This window comes from Caballeronia sp. SEWSISQ10-4 2 (assembly GCF_030464885.1).
Taxonomy (GTDB): domain Bacteria; phylum Pseudomonadota; class Gammaproteobacteria; order Burkholderiales; family Burkholderiaceae; genus Caballeronia.
The window spans coordinates 39,361-58,593 of sequence record NZ_JALPRJ010000033.1; the positions used below are offsets into that span (position 1 = coordinate 39,361).

Consider the following 19,233-nt stretch of genomic DNA (forward strand, 5'->3'; position numbering starts at 1 on the left):
CGTGAAGGCGACTGCTGTTTCACGCGATGCACACCTGCTAACAGTCAAAATTCATCGGAGAGCCGCGGCTGGATGTCGGCCAGCACGATATCGGCCGATCCTTCGGCCAGATGCACAGTCAACGCCCGCTTGGGCTTCAACGCATTCGGCGCGCGCACGGCGCGCCCGGATTGCGTGTCGATCAAAGCCGCATAGCCGCGCTCGAGCGTGCGTTGCGGGCTCAACACCTGCAACCTCGCCGATAACTCCGACACCCGCGCCACCGCTCGTTCATGGCGGCGCCCTTGCGAGGCACCCAGGCGTTGTGCAAGACGCATCAGACGTTCCCGCTCGGCGGCGAGATCAGGACGCCAGCGTTGCCAGCGCATCTGCACGAGCGCAAAACGCGCGCGCGCGTCGCGAACCGGACGCGCGCCGGCTGACGCAAGCCGCGCCGCGAGTTGCCGCAAATGCATGCGCTGGCGTTCCAGCCGCTCGGCCGGGCTGACCAGCCGGCGCGCGAGCCAGTCGAGCTGCTGGGCGCGCCGCTCCATCATCCGGCCGAAACCGCGTGCAAGCGACGCATGCCGGTGATCCAGATCGCGCAGCAACAACACGCGCTGCGGACTGACGAGTTCGGCGGCTGCGGTGGGCGTGGGCGCGCGGACATCGGCAGCAAAATCGGCGATGGTGAAATCCGTCTCATGGCCTACACCGCTTACAACCGGCATGGCACTTTCGGCTATCGCGCGCGCGAGCACTTCCTCGTTGAACGCCCACAGATCCTCGATCGAACCGCCGCCGCGGCACACGATCAGCACATCGACCTCGCGGCGGGCGCTGGCCTCATCGACCATCGCGGCGAGCTTCGCGGCAACACCCGCGCCCTGCACCGGCGCGGGATAAACGATCACCGGCACATGCGGCGCGCGCCGCGCGAGCGTGGTAAGCACATCGCGCAACGCCGCCGCCTGCAACGACGTCACAATGCCGATCGCGCGCGGATGGTGCGGCAGCGGCCGCTTGCGCTCGCCGGCGAACAGCCCCTCGGCTTCCAGTTTCGCCTTCAGCTTCAAGAAGGCTTCGTACAAGCGCCCCTGCCCGGTCCGGCGCACCGCTTCCACGCCGAGCTGCAACTCGCCGCGCGGTTCGTACAGGGTGACCAGCCCGCGCACTTCGATCCGATCCCCTTCTCGCGGCGTGAACTCGGCGTACTGTGCGCGGCCGCGGAACATCACGCAGCGCATCTGCGCCTGCGCGTCCTTGATCGAGAAATACCAGTGGCCGCTCGCCGCTTTCGTAAAATTCGATACTTCACCCGACACCCAGACGAGCGGAAACGAGCGTTCGAGCATCGACCCGATCGCGCGATTGAGCGCCGAAACGGGGATGACGGCGTCGGCGCTGCCGGGTTGACCGGAGGAGGTGAAAGGGTCGCTGCTCATCGAGGAAAATGGTGGTCGGTTGAGGTTAAAAACACGCTGGCTTGAGAGCGGACACATGAGCCGTCCTGAGAGCGCCATGCGGCCGGTGAACAAGGCATGGACGATAAGCCCGATCAGCGTGCGAAGTGTAGCAAGTGTCCACAAGGCGCGAGTTACCGGGAGCTAACGGAAACTCTCATTAAATCCTGATGAACTCAGTTTAAGTCATTGTTTTTATTGTGTTTTCCATCTCTAAATCGTGACTAAGCCGATGCAAGGCTTTCCCGAAGCCGATTTCAGGCCGCAGGAGCCCAAGTTGTTCACAGAGTTATCCACAGGCGGTTTGTGTGCAAAATCTCGCATCGAATCTACCTATTTTCGGGCTGCACTCGAAGGCATTTCAACGCCGCACGGCGAGGTCCGGTTTACCCTTAAACTGGCGCCCCGGGCAGCGCCGCGCTAGAGTGCCGGGTTCGAGGGCCAGCGCAATCATGCGCTCTGTCGTCCGCCGACGGCTTATCGTCCGCTTATCGTCCGCTTATCGCCTGCTTACATCCGCTCATTCTGGAGATCCGTCCCGATGCAAAGGTGCCGGCCGTTATCACTGACATTGCCACCACTGTCGCCCCCCTCGCCGCTGCACCGCCTGACGTTGCTGTCCGTCCAATCGCGTGCATCGTTCGCTCCTGAACACAAGGCGCGCCATGTCTGATTTCAAGCCGCCGATCGAAAACTTCCTCGCCCGCGAGTGGCGCAAGCGCGGCTGGGTCGCGTGGTCGCTGACGCCGTTTGCCTGCCTGTTCGGCCTGATTGCCGCGATTCGCCGCGCCTTCTTCGCGCTCGGCTGGATCAAGCAGGTGAACGTGGGGGTGCCGGTCGTCGTGGTGGGCAACGTGACCGTGGGCGGCACCGGCAAGACGCCGACCGTGATCGCTCTCGTCGAAGCGTTGCGCGCCGCCGGTTTCCAGCCGGGCGTCGTCTCGCGCGGTTACGGCGCGAAGATCCACGAAGCCACGCGCGTGAGCCCGACGAGCCAGCCATCCGAAGTCGGCGATGAGCCCCTGCTGATCGCCCGCCGCACGCATGCGCCGGTGATGGTCTCGCCGGATCGCGTCGCGGCGGCGCAGGCGTTGCTGAAGGCGCATCCATCGGTGGATGTGATCGTGAGCGACGACGGCCTGCAACACTACCGCCTCGCGCGCGCATTCGAACTTGTGGTCTTCGACGACCGTCTGGGCGGCAACGGTTTCCTGCTGCCGGCGGGACCGCTGCGTGAATCGATGTCGCGGCACCGCGACGCCACGCTCATCAATAGCCCCTACGACCGCACGTTGCCGCCGTGGCCAAATACCTTCTCGCTGGATTTGACCACCAGCGACGCCTGGCTCCTCGATGACCCGGCCGTGCGCCGCCCGCTCGGCGCGTTCAAGGGCGAACGGGTCGCGGCCGCGGCGGGCATCGGCTCGCCGGAAAGGTTCTTCGCGTCGCTGCGCGCGGCTGGACTCACGCCGGCCACGCGCGCGTTTCCGGATCACTATGATTATCGCGACAATCCGTTCGCCGGCATCGACGCCGATTCGATCCTGATCACCGAGAAGGATGCAGTAAAATTCGGGGCCTGGCGTGACGCGCGCATCTGGGTGGTTCCAGTCGAAGCCGTGCTCAGCCCCCGCCTCATCGCATTAGTTGTGGAGAAACTTCGTGGACGCACGCCTGCTTGAAATCCTTGTCTGCCCGATTTGCAAGACCCAGCTCACGTATGACCGCGCGGCGCAGGAACTCATCTGTAACGTCGACAAACTCGCTTACCCCATCCGCGACGGCATTCCCATCATGCTGCCGGACGAAGCCCGCCAGACCGTGGAAGGCACGCCCGTCGAGCCGTTGAAACCCGCCGGCGGGAACTGAGGTTTTAAAGAGGCTTTAAATCGAGGTTTTATGAACGCACATGTTCCGGTCGCGCCGCCCTTCATAGCAGTCGTCCCCGCGCGGCTCGCGTCCACGCGGCTGCCGGACAAGCCGCTGGCGGATATCGGCGGCAAGCCAATGGTCGTGCGAGTCGCCGAGCGCGCGCGTTTATCGGGCGCGCTGCAAGTGCTGATCGCCACCGATTCGCAGCGCGTGGTCGAAGTCGCGAAGGAACATGGCATCGACGCCCTGCTCACCCGCGCCGATCATCCGAACGGCACGGACCGGCTCGCCGAAGTCGCGACGCATTTCGGCTGGAGCGACGACACCATCGTGGTCAATGTGCAGGGCGACGAACCGTTGATCGAGCCGGCGCTCGTGCGCAACGTGGCGGCGCATCTGGCGGCGCATCCGTCGTGCGCGATCGCGACCGCGGCGCATCCCATCTCTGACCCCGCCGATGTCTTCAATCCGAACGTGGTGAAAGTCGTGCTGGATTCAAAGAGCGTCGCGCTGTATTTTTCGCGCGCGCCGATTCCGTGGTCGCGCGACGCGTGGCAGAAGGACTGGCCGAATGTCGCCGCGCTCGGCGCACGTCCGTCCGTTCCCTCCAATGTGCTGCGGCACATCGGCTTATACGCGTATCGGGCGAAGTTCTTGCGAATTTACCCCACGCTGTCGGTGGCTCCGATCGAAGAGGGCGAGGCGCTCGAACAACTGCGCGCGCTCTGGCACGGCGAGCGCATCGCAGTGCTGACGACGAACGACGCGCCCCCGCCGGGCGTCGATACCCCCACCGATCTCGCCCGCGTCCGCGCGTTGTTTGGCGCTTCGGCGTAACGGGGCAGGAAGCATCCCGCGAAATCAGCTCGTTTTCAACGCCTCCTAGCGCGGCAGCCCCCTTTCGATCAACTCGCGTTAACCCCCGCTGCACCCCACTTGCCGGGGTTTCCAGCCGCGTATTCGAGCCGCGATTGTGACGATGCATGGCATAATCGATTGGTAGCGCGAGCCTTCCGGTCAGCGCCAACGCTCCTGAGCGCCCGTGTCGACTGGTGCCGCGCCGTCTCCCGAATTCGGCTCGTTGCACCTCGTTTGCGGCTTCAACCGGGCGATGCGCCATAGCGACCGGATGCGAGAATAAGCCTCGCAGCGCAGCGGTTTCTATTCGATTCGGAGATATCACCATGCGTTTGATCCTGTTGGGCGCCCCCGGCGCCGGCAAGGGCACCCAGGCCACCTTCATCAAGGAAAAGTTCGGCATCCCGCAGATCTCGACGGGCGACATGCTGCGCGCCGCCGTGAAAGCGGGTTCGCCGCTCGGCGTTGAAGCCAAGCGCTTCATGGACGCCGGCGAACTCGTGCCGGACACGCTCATCATCAACCTCGTGAAAGAACGCCTGCAGGAACCGGACTGCGCGAACGGTTATCTCTTCGACGGTTTCCCGCGCACGCTTCCGCAAGCCGACGCCATGAAGCAAGCTGGCGTTGTTATCGACTATGTGCTCGAGATCGACGTGCCGTTCGAGGACATCATCGAGCGCATGAGCGGGCGGCGCGTGCATGCCGCTTCGGGCCGTACGTATCACGTCAAGTTCAATCCGCCGAAGCAGGAAGGCCGTGACGACGTCACCGGCGAGCCGCTGATCCAGCGCGACGACGACAAGGAAGAGACCGTGAAGAAGCGGCTTGACGTCTATGTTGCGCAGACCAAGCCGCTGATCGAGTACTACAACACGTGGTCGAACCACGGCAACAACAACGGGTTGAAGGCGCCGGAGTATCGGCGGATCTCGGGTCTGGGTACCGTCGATGAAATCCGCACCCGCGTGTTCGATGCGTTGATCTGATCGTCACCCGGCGCTCACACCCAAGCGCTCGGGGACACGCGTTCCGAAACCCGCTCGTGCTCCATCGGCCGAGCGGGTTTTTCGTTCTGAGCGATCCTTGGAACGAGCACGATTGCGTATAACCCTCATCAAGGAGCACACAGCATGGACATCCAGGACAACGTTTTTCTCATCACGGGCGGCGCATCGGGCCTTGGAGCCGCCACCGCGCAACTGATCCGCGACCACGGCGGCAAGGTCGTGCTCGCCGACATGAACGAAGCCAGCGGTGAGAAGCTCGCGAAGGAACTCGGCGGCGAGTTCGTGAAGTGCGACGTGAGCCGCGAGGAAGACGGCCAACGCGCCGTGGAAGCGGCCACGCAACTCGGCAGCCTGCGCGGGCTGGTCAATTGCGCGGGCATCGCACCGGCCGCGAAGACCGTGGGCAAGGATGGCGCGCACCCGCTTGATTTGTTCGCCAAGACCATCGGCGTGAATCTGATCGGTACCTTCAACATGATCCGGCTGGCGGCAGCGGCCATGTCGAAGAACGAACCGAATGCAGCGGGTGAACGGGGCGTGATCGTGAACACGGCGTCGGTGGCAGCCTACGATGGCCAGATCGGACAAGCCGCGTACGCGGCATCGAAGGGCGGCGTGGTCGGCATGACGCTGCCTATCGCCCGTGACCTGTCGCGCAACGGCATTCGCGTGATGACGATTGCGCCGGGCATCTTCGAAACGCCGATGCTGCTCGGCATGCCGCAAGAAGTGCAGGACGCGCTCGGTGCAACGGTGCCGTTCCCGTCGCGATTGGGTAAGCCGAACGAGTACGCCATGCTCGTCAAGCAGATCTTCGATAACCCGATGCTCAACGGCGAGGTGATTCGTCTCGACGGTGCAATCCGGATGCAGCCGAAGTAAGTTTTTCGCGTGCACATCATGAAAAACGGCGGCCATCGCGTTAGATGTGCCGCCGTTTTTTTCAGCTTTGAAGTTTTTTCAGCTTTGAAGACCAGAGACCGGATCACTCGCCGTTGTGCTGGGTGCGCTGCCTGAGCTCATGCAATTCCGTTTCCACAACGGTCGCGTCTTCCGCATCGGGCCGGTCATCAAGATAACGACGCAGATCTTCCATCGCCGGACGCAGATAGTCGAGACGCGCATAAGCGAAGCCGCGATCGCGCACTTCTTCAATACTCTCCGGCATCAGGATCACCAGACGTTGCTGCACGGCAAGCAGCCGTTGCCAGCGTTCCGTCTGCAGGTAAATACTCTTCAAATTCCGCAGCATTCGTCCGATGATTTCCCGGCGCGTCGCGGGTTGCAACAAGATCCGCAGCGCACTGCCGATCGATTCCCCTACCCGCTGCACATACGGCTCGAGCATCTCGACCATCGCCGATTCGGACAGTGAATGCCCCGTGGTCGGATCGAGCATCACGTCGCCATCGGGCGTTGTCACGCGCAGCAGGAAGTGCGCCGGAAACGACACGCCACGCACCGGAATGCCAAGCTGCTCGCTCATCTCCAGATACACGACGGCGAGCGAAATCGGAATCCCGCGACGGCGCTTGAGCACCATGTTCAGGTGGCTGTTGTCGGGATCGTAGTAATCGTTGAGATTGCTGGTAAAACCCAGCTCACGGAAGAAAAAACGATTCAGCACGCCGACTTTCTGCTTGATGTCGGCGTCCTCAGGCATACGGCGGCGCACACGCAAAACCAGCTCGTCGATCTCAGCCAATACACCCTGCAAATCGAGATCCGGATACGCGTCCTGGGCGAGCGACAACGCCGCCTCGGTGAGCGGCAGACTCTCGTCCTCCGCCACAAGCGAGGTGAAATAGTCGAGGATGCGCGTCGTTGTCATCACAGCGTTCGCCTTCTGAAATACGCGTATTTGAAGCCCATCACGGAGAGCATACCGAAATATAGCGCACCGAATACGACCAGGCTTGCACCGAGAAGCACAATTCGCTCCAGTGGCGCGGCGCGCATGCCGATCCAGTCGAAATTGCCCGCCACCCAATGCATCACGCCGGCGAGCACGAGGCATGCGCCGAGCAATTGCGCGAAGAACCGCGCCCATCCCGCCGACGGCTGGTAAATCCCGCGTTTCCTCAAGCCGATGAACAACAACGTGGCATTCACGCAGGCGCCCAGGCCGATCGACAGCGTCAATCCGGCGTGCGCGAAGATTGGTACGAAAATCACGTTGCTGATCTGAATGGCGATCAACACGATGATGCCGATGATCACCGGCGTCTTGATGTCCTGCTTCGCGTAGAAGCCGGGCGTGAGGATCTTGATCAGAATCAGCCCGACCAGTCCAACGCCATAGGCCGACAACGCGCGGCCGACCATCAGGACGGAATGCGCATCGAATCTACCGTAGTGGAACAGCGTGGCTGTGAGCGGCTCCGCGAAGAAAAACAGCGCGCAGGCGCTGGGCGCGGCCATCAGGAACGTGATGCGCAGACCCCAGTCGAGCAGCGCCGAATATTCGACCGGATCGGCGTCCACGTGCGCCTTCGACAGGCTCGGCAGCAGGATCGTGCCAAGCGCCGCGCCGAGCAGCGCGGTGGGAAACTCCATTAACCGGTCGGAATAATTAATCCACGACACAGCACCCGGCCCGAGCCGCGACGCAATGTTCGTATTGATGATCAGGCTCAGTTGCGCGACAGACACGCCGAACGTCATGGGCACCATCTTGATCAGCACGCGCTTGACGCCCGGATGCCGCAACGCCCGAAAGAAATTCAGGCCGATGCGCGGGATCATGTCGATCTTCTTGAGTCCGGGCAACTGCACGAGAAACTGCAAGATTCCGCCAACGATTACCGCATACGCCAGCGCGTAGACCGGTACTTTCAGATGCGGCGCGAGAAAGACTGCGGCCGCGATGAACGACACGTTGAGCAGCACGGGCGCGAACGCGGGCAGCGAGAATTGCCGGTAGGTATTGAGCACCCCGGAGGCCAGCGATGTCAGCGAGATGAAGATGATGTACGGGAACATGATCTGGGTCATGGTCACCGCGAGCCCGAACGCATGGCCGTCGTGCTCGAGCCCCGATGCCACCGCGAACACGACCCAGGACGCACCCGCCACGCCTGCGAGCGACACGGCCGCGAGCGCCCACGCGAGCACGGTCGACATGGCGTCGACGAGGGCCTTGGTGGCATCGTGACCCTCGGTGTTCTTGAACTCGGCGAGGATCGGCACGAATGCCTGCGAGAACGCCCCTTCTGCGGACAAGCGCCGCAACAGGTTCGGGATGCGGAAGGCGACGTAGAATGCGTCGGTGAATTGACTGGCGCCGAAGGCTCGCGCGATCAGCGTTTCGCGGATCAGACCGGTCACGCGGGAAAGCAGCGTGAAGCCGCTGACCGTCAGTAGGGCTCGGAATAGATTCATGGGGCGCTTATTATACGGTCGGCATGATGAATGCGACGCGTTGCAACATTTGGCGAATCGTTAGAATTTGCAACGGCGTGTGGTCTTTCACTGCGCCCGGTTTCCACCGGCCTGGTCCCGCCAGTCGCGTGATCCCCGCATGCAAGGTGGCAGGATGAGCACCGAGCGCGGCTACTACATCCGTTCGAAAGCCGTGAAGGCGGTGGAGATGGCTCGACTCAGCCGGGCGCATTGGGACATCGAAAACCAGTTGCACTGGGTACTCGATGTGTCCTGGGGTGAGGATGCCAGTCTGATCCGCGACAAGGTGGCCGCGCAGAACATGGCCCGCCTGCGCGAGATCACGCTGAACCTTGCTCGACTTGAGCAGAGCCGCCAGCCGAAAAAGATCAGCCTCAAGAACATCCGCAACTTCGCCGCATGGGATACCGCTGTGCGCGACTCCGCTCTCGGCCTTGCCTGACAGGGGCCTTCGTGCGGAAGCCCTGCCTGCCCTCTCACTCGAGAAGACGAGCTGCCTTGCTCTGTGCCATGAGGCGCTTCACCGCCTTTTTGTCGAATGACACGAAGGTTTCGCCGCCCAGCCATCGCCCCTCGTAGGCAATCACCCCATCCGCGAAATCGCCGCCAGCGTCCAGCAGCGCAAGCCCGGCTTCGACAGCTGGACGGTTTACAACAACATGTGCGGCATTGGTCAGGCGCCGGACAGCGTCGGCAATTTCATCGGACGCGATTTTGTAACCCTGTGAGAGCACCCACACCAACTCGCATAACGACGGAAGCGCGATCGCGACAAGTTCGGCCGCCGCGAGCTCCGATTGCGCGAGCGCGCTTTGCTGCTCGTCGTCACCCATCATCGCCCTCACAAGAACGTTCGTATCGGCCGTAATCTTCATCGGTTACCAGCCCAACCTTTCGCAGCCAAGTCATTCATGTCGTCGATCGACAGCGCGGGACGGTTTTCCTTTTTCAGAAGGTTGAAAACCGCACTGATCGGCTCGCTGGCGCGCTCAGCACTTACCACCACCCGACCGTCTGGAAGCTTATCGACCGTGATCCGCTGCCCTGGTTGAACGCCCAGATGGTCCAAAACATCCTTACGTAAGGTGACCTGCCCTTTCGATGTCACGGTTAGCGTACTCATCATGCCCTCTCGAAAAATATATAGTAAGGTGTTTTTACCTTACACTCAAGCTCAAGGAGTATCCCGCCAGGCCCAGTTGGGTACGGGCCCACAGGGTGGTCGTCTCCCACTCCTCCACGCCGCACAACACCGTGCTCAATGCCGCGAACAGGCTTTCCGGTAACGGATAACGACAGGTACGCCAGCGCGGATCCCGCAAATCGTCAAATGCGTCCATGATCGAGGCCATCTCTCGCTCCGGCAAAAAACAAGAGTAAAACCTGACCCGCTGATTGTTTACAACCGCTGCGTCGCTTTATTTATGCGGGCCTTCGTGCGGAACCCCTGCGGCAAAAACCAGCCGGGCTTGCCAGTCCCATGATTTCGTTGCTATAATCGCCGGTTTCGAAGCTCCTGAATCCGCTTTCGGCACTACTAGGCACCCCCTAGGCACGGCGGCTTCGCGTCTTCTTTCGACGTTTTTGCGCTTTCGGGCAATCGATCCCGGGAGTTTGATCATAAACAGCGCATCGGATTGACCTCGTTTTATCTTGTGTGGAGCCGGGCCAGCATTGAGCTGGATTCGATCCAGAAGCTAAACGGGAAGCGCTGAAACACATAGCTGGAACAGGATAAGGAACCGTCATGGCAAATACCGCACAAGCCCGCAAGCGCGCCCGTCAAAGCGCGAAGGCAAACTCGCACAACTCGGCGCTGCGCTCGAAGTTCCGCACCGCCATCAAGGCCGTTCGCAAGGCGATCGATGCCGGCGACCAAGCCAAGGCTGCGGAAATCTACAAGACGTCGGTCAAGACCATCGACATCATTGCGGACAAGCGCATCGTTCACAAGAACAAGGCAGCTCGCCATAAGAGCCGCCTGTCGGCTGCTATCAAGGGTCTGCAAGCACCTGCTGCTTAAAGACACTGGTTGCCGCCCATTGCGCGTCACTGGTTTGACAGACGCGTGACAGGCTGCTGCTTTTTGTCCCGACGTTCTTAAAACAGCGAACGGTAACAAAAAGCAGCAATAGAAAAACCCGCCGACGGCGGGTTTTTTGTCGTGTGCATCAAGATCGAAAAGAGGCTTGCGCTTCCCTCAGCCCTGCTGCTGTGTGCCGTGATGCGGCGGCAATTCGCACGCCTCCGTCACCAGCAGATCGTTGTCTTTGGCGAAGTTCATCACGAAATCGAAAGCCATAGGCTCGATGTCACGCAAGCGCGAGTCGAGAATCACCGTCTTCACGTTGCCGAGCAAGGTCGGGCGAACATAGATGGAATACTGCAGCCGGGCATTCGGGCCGCGCTTTCCCGGGCCGAACCCCGACATCACGCCGCAAAGCCGCTCGCACCAGTCGCTCGGCCGAAAGGTCTTGCCGTTCGACGTGACGCCCTGGATGAAGTATTCGGTTGGAACTGTTTCGGCCATGTAGGAATACCTGTTTGACGACCGGCGGAGAACGCCGGCGAACGCGCATGCATGGTTGGCAAGGTGAACCGGAAAGTCATCGGCTGCAATCTCCGGCACTGAACTCTGCCTCGTCCGGCAGCGCCGCGGCCGAGTGCTACGACCTGATCGCGACGTCGCCCGGGTCACCTTGAGCGCGCAATAAACCCATGGTCGACGCCGTTCGCGACTGCCTTGCGGCAGGTGGCGGCGAGACGAACTCGCGCGAGCCGCGAACTACCCGCGAACTACGTTGACTGCCACGAAAACTGCGCATTGAACCTGCACGCCGAGTCCGCGGGTCAGGTCCGCTGAAAGCAGTCGAAAGGTGTCAGGACTGCCGGAGAAACCTCGCGGATTATACAGCAGAGGCCCTTTTTCCGCACTGCACACAAAGCCTCTAAACCGCGCCGGACGGTCTATGGGAGCGCGCATCGGCTATTTGGCCACCTCGTCAAACGGCGCAAATTCCTTTATGCTGAAATTCGATACCACCACGACGGCGGCGCCGTCCGGCACAGTTGCCGGCTGAAGCCGCCGTACGCATTTTCATGACCGAAAAAAAAATTCGCCACTACCTGCAGTTCAAGGATTTCTCTCTCGACGACTATGACTACGTGCTCGAACGCGCACGTATTCTCAAGCGCAAGTTCAAGAGCTACGAGACCTACCATCCGCTGCATGACCGCACGCTGGCGATGATCTTCGAGAAGAATTCAACGCGTACGCGGCTCTCGTTCGAAGCGGGCATCTTCCAGCTTGGCGGTCATGCCGTGTTCCTCAGCACGCGCGACACGCAACTCGGCCGCGGTGAACCGATCGAGGATGCGGCGCAAGTGGTGTCGCGAATGGTGGACATCATCATGATCCGCACGTTCGGGCAGCACATCATCAAGCGTTTCGCTGAGAATTCGCGCGTGCCGGTGATCAACGGCCTGACGAACGAGTATCACCCGTGCCAGGTCCTCGCCGACGTCTTCACCTACTACGAACTCCGCGGACCGATCGCGGGGAAAACCGTGGCCTGGGTGGGCGACGCGAACAACATGCTCTACACCTGGATCGAAGCCGCGCAGATCCTCGGCTTCAAATTGCGTCTGTCCACGCCTCCCGGTTACACGCTCGACCATGCGCTGGTTTCTCCTGACAGCGCCCCGTTCTACGAAGAATTCGCCGATCCGAACGACGCCTGCACGGGCGCGGATCTCGTCACCACGGACGTCTGGACCAGCATGGGTTTCGAAGCCGAGAACGAAGTGCGCAAGAAGGCCTTCGCCGACTGGTGCGTCGACTCGGACATGATGGCGCTCGCCCATCCGGACGCGCTCTTCATGCATTGCCTGCCGGCACACCGGGGCGAGGAAGTGAGCGCGGACGTGATCGACGGTCCGCAGAGCGTGGTCTGGGACGAAGCTGAAAATCGTCTGCACGTCCAGAAGGCGTTGATGGAATATCTGCTGCTCGGCAAACTCAATCACTGAGCTTGGCCGTGCCCTCGTTGCTCAATGCGCGGCGCTTCCCTGGAAACGCCGCGTCTTCCCGAAAATGCGGAATGCCCGCCGTTTGATGTCAAAATAGCGGTTTTCCGCGCGCTGAAAGCCCTGCGCGCACCGTTTCCAGCCATACGAGTTCACCATGAGCGATATCAAAAAAGTCGTGCTCGCCTACTCAGGCGGCCTCGATACCTCCGTCATCCTGAAGTGGTTGCAAGACAACTACGACGCCGAAGTCGTGACGTTCACCGCTGACATCGGTCAGGGCGAAGAACTCGAACCGGCGCGCAAGAAAGCCCTGCAACTGGGCATCAAGCAGGAAAACATCTTTATCGAAGATCTGCGTGAGGAATTTGTCCGCGACTTCGTGTTCCCGATGTTTCGCGCCAATACCATTTATGAAGGTGAATACCTGCTCGGGACGTCGATTGCGCGTCCGCTGATCGCGAAGCGTCAGATCGAAATCGCGCGTGCGGTCGGTGCGCAATCCGTGTCGCACGGCGCGACCGGCAAAGGTAACGATCAGGTGCGTTTCGAGCTTGGGTATTACTCGCTCGAGCCGGGTATCAAGGTGATTGCGCCGTGGCGTGAATGGGATCTGCTCTCGCGTGAAAAGCTGCTGGCTTACGCGGAAAAGGCGGGCATTCCGATCGAAATGAAGCACAAGCAAGGCGGTGCGCCCTACTCCATGGACGCGAACCTGCTGCACATTTCGTTCGAAGGGCGTCACCTGGAAGATCCGAAAGCGGAGGCCGAGCCCGATATGTGGCGCTGGACGGTTGCGCCCGAAGACGCGCCGGATCAGCCGGAATATCTGGATATCGAGTACGAGAAGGGTGATCCGGTTGCGCTGAACGGCAAGCGTTTGTCGCCGGCGGAAATGCTGACCGAATTGAACGCCATTGGCGGAAAGCATGGCATCGGGCGGCTGGATCTGGTCGAGAACCGCTATGTCGGCATGAAGTCACGCGGTTGTTATGAAACGCCGGGCGGCACGATCATGCTCAAGGCGCATCGCGGAATTGAGTCGATCACGCTGGATCGCGAAGTGGCGCATCTGAAGGACGATCTGATGCCGCGTTACGCCGCGCTGATCTACAACGGCTACTGGTGGAGCCCGGAGCGGCGCGCGCTGCAAGTGCTGATCGATCACACGCAGGACAAGGTGAACGGCTGGACGCGCGTGAAGCTGTACAAGGGCAGCGTGACGGTGGTTGCGCGTGATTCGAAGGAAACGCTGTTCGATAAGAACATCGCTACATTCGATGACGACGGCGGTGCGTACGATCAGGCCGATGCTGGCGGTTTCATCAAGCTGAATGCGCTGCGCATGCGAATCGCGGAGAATGCGCGTCGCAAGCGTGGGGGCTGAGTCGCCTCAGGTTTAGTGAAACAAAAAACCCGCCTTTTCCTTTCAGGCGGGTTTTTTGTTGGCGCGGCGGCTTTAAATCAAAGACACACCGGCTCCGCTTCCAGCTCGACCGCGAAGCGCGCGTGGACGTCGCGTTTTATGGCGCCGGCGAGTTCAAGAATCTGTGCACCCGAGGCGCCGCCGCGGTTCACCAGCACCAGCGCCTGCCGGTCGTGCACAGCGGCCGCGCCGATCGCGCGGCCTTTCCAGCCGCATCGGTCGATTAACCAGCCTGCAGCAAGCTTGAACTGGCCGTCCGGCTGCTTATAGGACACCACATCGGGTTCGCGGGCCTTCAACGCATCGAAGGCGGTCGCGCTCACCACCGGGTTCTTGAAGAAGCTTCCTGCGTTCCCCAACACGCGCCAGTCTGGCAACTTGGCCTGACGCACGGCGACGACGGTATCGAAGATAGCTTGCGGATCGTTCGCGCCGCTTGTCTGCAGCACCCGCGCGATATCCGCGTAATCCGCGCGCGGCATCCACACTTTCGGTAGACGAAACGTCACCGATACGATCACAAATCGCCCGCGCCCTTCCCGCTTGAAAAAGCTGTCGCGATAGCCGAACGCGCACGCATCGCGATCGAATTCCCACGTTTCTCCCGTCGATAATTCGATCGCGCGCAAACGCTCGAAGCGCTCGCCCATTTCCAGCCCGTAGGCGCCGATGTTCTGGATCGGCGCCGCGCCCACCGTACCCGGAATCAACGCGAGGTTTTCGAGTCCGGGCAAGCCTTGCGACAGGGTCCACGCGACGAATTCGTGCCAGTTCTCTCCCGCACCTGCTTCGACGAGAACTGCATCCTCGTCTTCGCCAACCACCCGCCGGCCGCGCAATTCCACCAGCAACGCAAGGCCGTCGAAATCCTTTGTCAGCACGACGTTGCTGCCACCGCCGAGCACCAATCGCGACAGGCCCTCGATGCGCGTGTCATGCCCAAGCGCCGGGATCTGCGCTTCTTCCGTCAGCCGAATGGCGTGCTTGGCACGGACGTCGAAACCGAACGTGTTATGTGCGAGCAGCGGGTAATCGCAGAGAAGTTCGAACTCAGACATTGAGGAAGCGCTTGGGTCGGATCAGGGGCGGCCTTGGGCAAACCGGGACGGCATCGGTAGAATGACGTTGGTCCGTGATTATAGCGAGTGCGTGCATGTCTTACGCCTCGCCTCAACGAAGGGGAATACAGATGCCATCGTTTGACGTCGTCAGCGAAGCAAACATGATCGAGGTGAAAAACGCCATCGAGCAATCGAACAAGGAAATTGCCACGCGTTTCGACTTCAAGGGTTCGGACGCGCGCGTCGAGCAAAAGGATCGTGAATTGACGCTTTTTGCCGACGACGATTTCAAGCTCGGCCAAGTCAAGGACGTGGTGTTGTCCAAGCTCGCGAAGCGCAATGTGGACGTGCGTTTTCTCGATTACGGCAAGATCGAGAAGATTGGCGGCGACAAGCTGAAGCAAGTCGTCGAAATCAAGAAAGGCGTAACCGGCGATCTGGCGAAGAAAATCGTCAAGATGATCAAGGACAGCAAGATCAAGGTCCAGGCGAGCATTCAGGGCGACGCGGTGCGTATCAACGGCACGAAGCGCGATGACCTGCAAAGCGCCATCGCATTGCTGAAGAAGGACGTGACGGATACGCCGCTGGATTTTAATAATTTCCGCGATTAAGCATGATCGGGTTGCGTTGAATCACGCCTCGCAGCGAATAAGAAAGCCAGAAAGCCGCCTTCAGGGCCAAGCCGGTCGCTTAGCCCGTTGAAAAGGTGGCCGAGACCGAGGGGATGCAGGTACTTTGACGCGTCACCCGCGATTGGACTTACCGACAGTAAACTCGACTCTGGTGGCGAGCGACCGTGCGCCGGCGATGACTGGGACTTCGCGTGGCTACCGCTCAGTGGAGGCGGAATTCTCGGGAAATATCAGCCGGTAGTTCTTCAGGTCCTCTTTGAACGCATTGCAGCGCCCGAGCTGCTCCTGCACATCGTGCAGTGGCTGGTTGTACTCAAAGCGTGAAGTCCAGTCGTAAATACGCGCCATTCCCCTTACGTACGGACCGGCTTCGCGGTCGTTGGTCAACCGCTTCAGCGGTAGCAGATAGTCCTCACGATATACGGTCGGAATGACGATTCGGCAAAGGCCGGCGTCGGTGAGCACGCAGTTCATTGCAAGCCGCGCCGTGCGACCGTTGCCGTCCTGAAAGGGATGGACTTCTGACACAACGAACATCGTCATGAGCGCGCGAGCTACTGGGTCAGCGAGCGCGTTGATGCGTGAAAAGCCTTCTGCCAGGGTTGCCGGGACCTGCTCCGGCAGGACAAAGAGCGTGTTGCCCGCCATATTCCGTTTTTCTTTCCACTGTCCCGGGCCCTTATCCGGACGCGCCTGCATCACGAGCGCATTCACGTTTTTGAGCCAGGCAAGAAAGTCATCGGCAGTCGTCGCCGGCCGGCCCCGCCAGGGCGCTGTGGCGGCAGCCTGGAACGTGCCAAGAATGTCGTGTGAGTCCTCAGAACGGTTCGGAATGATGGCGCCCTGAAAGACAATCTGCTCGGCTTCCTCAACCTCGAACGTCGTACCTTCGATGAAATTTGAAAAATACGCTTCGAAGAAAGCAAAATTCTCAAGCGCTCTTCCCGATGCAGCCGGGTTTGCTGGATGTGCAAACACCTCGCCCGCCAGTGCGGCATGCAAAACATCGAACAGCTCCAGCCGGTCCGGGTCATACGGTTTGCCCGACGCGCGCGCGAGCGCCAGCTTGCTGCTCAGCTTCTTTTCTTCGTGCGTGCCGAGCAGTGCGCCGATAATGCCGTCCAGGCGCTTGCCGGCCACTTGCATGTCGAGCTTGTCGGCAACCGTTTTTGCCTGGTCGCGCAGGTCGTTGAGCTTGAAGTCGCCCCGAATGGTGAGAATTTTGTCGAGACGGGATTCGATATTTTCCTGCGGCAGCACTCGCCCAGATGAACCGCGCGCTGTTGCCATGTTCTCGAGGAAGCCACGCGCTTCGCTCGGCAGATAGATGCTTCGGTGCGGCACGTCGGGCGCGGGCGGCTCAAGCAAAGGCCCATCACCGATGTGCACTTCGACAATCAGCCCAGGCATCTCAAGGGTGCGGCGCCGCTGTCCGCGACGCACGTGAATCGCACCGTCGATCGGCCGATGCTCAAGCGCGGAGCGAAAGGCCAGCACGGCACCTGGGAGCAGGTGGCTGACAATCGCCGCCCAGTTCCGGAGAACGACCGCTTCAAGTGGACTGTCGATATTGCGCGTGTAGACGCCGCGATAAATGCGCCGGAGATTTCCGGCATCCAACTGTCGGCGCAACGCACGCGCCTCTGCTCCGTCTTCTCTGGAAAAAACGACTTCTGCGGTGTCTCTGTCCGAATTCTGCATGATTCCGCCCTCTCGTGGCGGTTCGATTGTCCGAAATGTGTAGATATGTTACCCAATTTTGTCCGAAACATGTAGAAATATGGATTTTATGCGCCCCTATTTATGTCCGAAAAACACCCAATTGGGTAGATATTCTGGGCTGCATGTCCGAAACATGCTGAATAGCCAAGACAAATTGTCCGAAATGTGTAGAATTCTCTCTCGCTGGGTGCTGCATCTCAAGGACCTTCGCGCCCGATGACGAAGCCCGGTACGCCACCAAGGTTGATACACGTAGGACTCTTACAAAAGTGGCCCTGAGTTGACCACTTACGCCCGTCTGGCAAGAACGCGTCGGCAGCCCGAGTGCACCTTTGCAATCGCATCCCTGCTCGAACACCTTTGCGTCGGCGAAAAGACCGGACATGAAGAAGCCCCTGTCAGTCATTGACCGACAGGGGCTGTTTTGACGAATCAGAACGCCTGTTTCAACAGATTAAGCGATCGCCTTGCTTCAGGGCGGCTTTCTCACTTTTGCGACGCGGTTTTACGGCGGTTTATTTAAGCGCTTCCGCCGCGCGCTTCTTCTCGCCGATGCGGCTCTCCTTGCCATCCAGCAGCTTCTTGATGTTCCCCCGATGCCGCCAGATAAGCAGCGCGCTCATCGCGGCGACCGCGACTGAAATGCGGCTTGGGCCGAAAAGGAAGATGTCAAAGAACGGCGCGAATACCGCCGATACCAGCGCGGCCATCGACGAATAGCGGAAGAACAACGCGATGATCACCCACGTCAGCAAGGTCGCCAGCCCGAGCACCGGATTGATGGCGAGCAGCACGCCCGCCGCGGTCGCAACACCCTTACCGCCCTGAAACTTGAAGAATATCGGGAACAGATGCCCGAGAAACACGGCGATGGCGGCCAGCGCCACAGCCGTGAAATCCAGCCCGAAACGTGCCCCGAAATGCACGACCAACCACACCGGCAGCCAGCCTTTGAAGGCGTCGCCAAGCAACGTCAGGACCGCTGCCAGCTTGTTGCCCGTGCGCAGCACGTTCGTCGCACCCGGATTGCCCGAGCCGTACGAACGCGGGTCCGCGAGACCCATGGTAGAACTCACGACCACCGCAAACGAGATCGAACCGATCAGGTAAGCCACCACAGCGACAATCACATTGTTCATTGATTTCTTCTTATCTTCGGGAATGCAGGCGCGAGCGAAACTCCGGGACCCGCATTTTAATCGACGCTCGCGCAACTCACGGGAGTAGCCTTGAGCAGCTCGGTCAGGACCGGCGGCGCGATGCTCACCAGATACCCGCGCCGCCCGCCGTTCAGATAGATTGTGTCGAGCTCGAAGATGCTCGATTCCACGTACACCGGCATCGCCTTTCTCGTGCCGAATGGCGATGTGCCGCCGATCAAGAACCCCGAATGTCGGTTCGCCACTTCAGGCTTGCACGGCTCGACGCGCTTCACGCCAATTTGCCTCGCAAGATTCTTGGTCGAGACGGTTTTATCGCCGTGCATGAGCACGATCAGCGGCTTCGCCTGCTCGTCTTCCATCACGAGCGTCTTGATCACGTGATGTTCATCTACACCAAGCTGGCGCGCCGATTCCTCCGTGCCACCATGCTCGACATACTCATAAGGATGCTCGCCGAATGCGACCTTGTGCCGACGCAAAAACTGTGTGGCCGGCGTTTCGGAAATGTGTTTTACCTTGGACATGACGGCATTGTAGCGGCGCGAAAGCACGGCCACCATCGGCCGAACGGCCAATTGTGCGAGCCGATTTACTGTGGCACGATCGTTCGCAAATG

20 protein-coding genes and 1 pseudogene are annotated in these 19,233 nt (G+C 60.5%); 10 read left to right on the forward strand and 11 right to left on the reverse strand.

All coding sequences use genetic code 11. The annotated features are described in order from the left end of the window. Positions 1-44 precede the first annotated feature (44 nt). Positions 45-1,424: an exodeoxyribonuclease VII large subunit gene (xseA, locus tag M0D69_RS22360; RefSeq protein WP_301784091.1), complete on the reverse strand. Its 1,380-nt coding sequence runs from the start codon at positions 1,422-1,424 to the stop codon at positions 45-47. Between the two features lie 683 nt (positions 1,425-2,107). On the opposite strand from xseA, the gene lpxK reads away from it, so the two are divergent. From lpxK to M0D69_RS22385, 5 genes are all read left to right on the forward strand, one after another. Continuing rightward, the gene (gene lpxK, locus M0D69_RS22365; protein ID WP_301784092.1) at positions 2,108-3,124 is read left to right on the forward strand and encodes a tetraacyldisaccharide 4'-kinase; all 1,017 of its coding nucleotides are present in this window, start codon (positions 2,108-2,110) and stop codon (positions 3,122-3,124) included. Then, the gene (locus M0D69_RS22370) at positions 3,105-3,311 is read left to right on the forward strand and encodes a Trm112 family protein (RefSeq protein WP_047845149.1); all 207 of its coding nucleotides are present in this window, start codon (positions 3,105-3,107) and stop codon (positions 3,309-3,311) included. Before lpxK ends, M0D69_RS22370 begins: the two co-directional genes overlap by 20 nt. A gap of 30 nt (positions 3,312-3,341) precedes the next feature. After that, the gene (gene kdsB, locus M0D69_RS22375; protein ID WP_301784093.1) at positions 3,342-4,151 is read left to right on the forward strand and encodes a 3-deoxy-manno-octulosonate cytidylyltransferase; all 810 of its coding nucleotides are present in this window, start codon (positions 3,342-3,344) and stop codon (positions 4,149-4,151) included. 347 nt (positions 4,152-4,498) lie between these two features. After that, positions 4,499-5,161 carry an adenylate kinase gene (adk, locus tag M0D69_RS22380; RefSeq protein WP_301784094.1) on the forward strand — a complete coding sequence of 221 codons (663 nt, stop codon included), beginning with the start codon at positions 4,499-4,501 and terminating at the stop codon, positions 5,159-5,161. A 144-nt stretch (positions 5,162-5,305) separates the two neighbouring features. Beyond that, positions 5,306-6,064: a 3-hydroxyacyl-CoA dehydrogenase gene (locus M0D69_RS22385; protein WP_301784095.1), complete on the forward strand. Its 759-nt coding sequence runs from the start codon at positions 5,306-5,308 to the stop codon at positions 6,062-6,064. 103 nt (positions 6,065-6,167) lie between these two features. On the opposite strand, the gene M0D69_RS22390 is transcribed toward M0D69_RS22385, so the two are convergent. Both M0D69_RS22390 and murJ read right to left on the reverse strand, forming a co-directional pair. Then, positions 6,168-7,013 carry a SirB1 family protein gene (locus M0D69_RS22390; protein ID WP_301784096.1) on the reverse strand — a complete coding sequence of 282 codons (846 nt, stop codon included), beginning with the start codon at positions 7,011-7,013 and terminating at the stop codon, positions 6,168-6,170. Then, positions 7,013-8,581, reverse strand: a pseudogene (murJ, locus tag M0D69_RS22395) (murein biosynthesis integral membrane protein MurJ); the annotation flags it as partial. The gene M0D69_RS22390 and the pseudogene murJ, both read right to left, overlap by 1 nt. A gap of 121 nt (positions 8,582-8,702) precedes the next feature. Between murJ and M0D69_RS22400 the strand changes: the two are divergent. Beyond that, positions 8,703-9,026 carry an ISAs1 family transposase gene (locus tag M0D69_RS22400; RefSeq protein WP_301784097.1) on the forward strand — a complete coding sequence of 108 codons (324 nt, stop codon included), beginning with the start codon at positions 8,703-8,705 and terminating at the stop codon, positions 9,024-9,026. A 34-nt stretch (positions 9,027-9,060) separates the two neighbouring features. Here M0D69_RS22400 and M0D69_RS22405 read toward each other — a convergent pair whose 3' ends face one another. From M0D69_RS22405 to M0D69_RS22415, 3 genes are read right to left on the reverse strand one after another with little or no spacing between them, the layout of a single operon-like run. After that, positions 9,061-9,459, reverse strand: a complete 399-nt coding sequence (locus M0D69_RS22405) for a type II toxin-antitoxin system VapC family toxin (protein ID WP_301784098.1) — start codon at positions 9,457-9,459, stop codon at positions 9,061-9,063. After that, entirely contained in the window at positions 9,456-9,710 is a 255-nt protein-coding gene (locus M0D69_RS22410) for an AbrB/MazE/SpoVT family DNA-binding domain-containing protein (protein WP_301784099.1), read from the reverse strand. The genes M0D69_RS22405 and M0D69_RS22410 overlap by 4 nt, the downstream gene beginning before the upstream one ends. Positions 9,711-9,741: 31 nt before the next feature. After that, positions 9,742-9,936, reverse strand: coding sequence for a transposase family protein (locus tag M0D69_RS22415; protein ID WP_301784100.1), 195 nt, complete (start codon positions 9,934-9,936; stop codon positions 9,742-9,744). A gap of 395 nt (positions 9,937-10,331) precedes the next feature. Here M0D69_RS22415 and rpsT point away from each other — a divergent pair, with 395 nt between their 5' ends. Next, a complete protein-coding gene (gene rpsT, locus M0D69_RS22420; RefSeq protein WP_047845158.1) occupies positions 10,332-10,607 on the forward strand; it encodes a 30S ribosomal protein S20 in 276 nt (91 codons plus the stop codon). Positions 10,608-10,784: 177 nt separating this feature from the next. Here rpsT and M0D69_RS22425 read toward each other — a convergent pair whose 3' ends face one another. Continuing rightward, on the reverse strand, positions 10,785-11,114 hold the full coding sequence (locus M0D69_RS22425; RefSeq protein ID WP_122176649.1) for a DUF3579 domain-containing protein: 330 nt from the start codon (positions 11,112-11,114) through the stop codon (positions 10,785-10,787). A 569-nt stretch (positions 11,115-11,683) separates the two neighbouring features. Here M0D69_RS22425 and argF point away from each other — a divergent pair. Together argF and M0D69_RS22435 are read left to right on the forward strand one after the other, a co-directional pair. After that, positions 11,684-12,613 (forward strand): ornithine carbamoyltransferase, encoded by a 930-nt coding sequence (gene argF / locus M0D69_RS22430; protein WP_301784101.1) that lies wholly within the window; start codon positions 11,684-11,686, stop codon positions 12,611-12,613. Positions 12,614-12,767: 154 nt separating this feature from the next. Further along, a complete protein-coding gene (locus M0D69_RS22435; protein WP_047845159.1) occupies positions 12,768-13,997 on the forward strand; it encodes an argininosuccinate synthase in 1,230 nt (409 codons plus the stop codon). Between the two features lie 77 nt (positions 13,998-14,074). On the opposite strand, the gene murB is transcribed toward M0D69_RS22435, so the two are convergent. Next, positions 14,075-15,094 carry a UDP-N-acetylmuramate dehydrogenase gene (gene murB / locus M0D69_RS22440; protein WP_301784102.1) on the reverse strand — a complete coding sequence of 340 codons (1,020 nt, stop codon included), beginning with the start codon at positions 15,092-15,094 and terminating at the stop codon, positions 14,075-14,077. Between the two features lie 131 nt (positions 15,095-15,225). Here murB and M0D69_RS22445 point away from each other — a divergent pair, with 131 nt between their 5' ends. Next, positions 15,226-15,711: a YajQ family cyclic di-GMP-binding protein gene (locus tag M0D69_RS22445; protein WP_122175156.1), complete on the forward strand. Its 486-nt coding sequence runs from the start codon at positions 15,226-15,228 to the stop codon at positions 15,709-15,711. Between the two features lie 216 nt (positions 15,712-15,927). On the opposite strand, the gene M0D69_RS22450 is transcribed toward M0D69_RS22445, so the two are convergent. From M0D69_RS22450 to M0D69_RS22460, 3 genes are all read right to left on the reverse strand, one after another. Continuing rightward, positions 15,928-17,433 carry a Fic family protein gene (locus M0D69_RS22450; RefSeq protein ID WP_301784103.1) on the reverse strand — a complete coding sequence of 502 codons (1,506 nt, stop codon included), beginning with the start codon at positions 17,431-17,433 and terminating at the stop codon, positions 15,928-15,930. Positions 17,434-17,969: 536 nt separating this feature from the next. Beyond that, on the reverse strand, positions 17,970-18,593 hold the full coding sequence (plsY, locus tag M0D69_RS22455; RefSeq protein ID WP_301784104.1) for a glycerol-3-phosphate 1-O-acyltransferase PlsY: 624 nt from the start codon (positions 18,591-18,593) through the stop codon (positions 17,970-17,972). Between the two features lie 56 nt (positions 18,594-18,649). Continuing rightward, positions 18,650-19,141, reverse strand: a complete 492-nt coding sequence (locus tag M0D69_RS22460) for an aminoacyl-tRNA deacylase (RefSeq protein WP_301784105.1) — start codon at positions 19,139-19,141, stop codon at positions 18,650-18,652. Between the last annotated feature and the right edge of the window lie 92 nt (positions 19,142-19,233).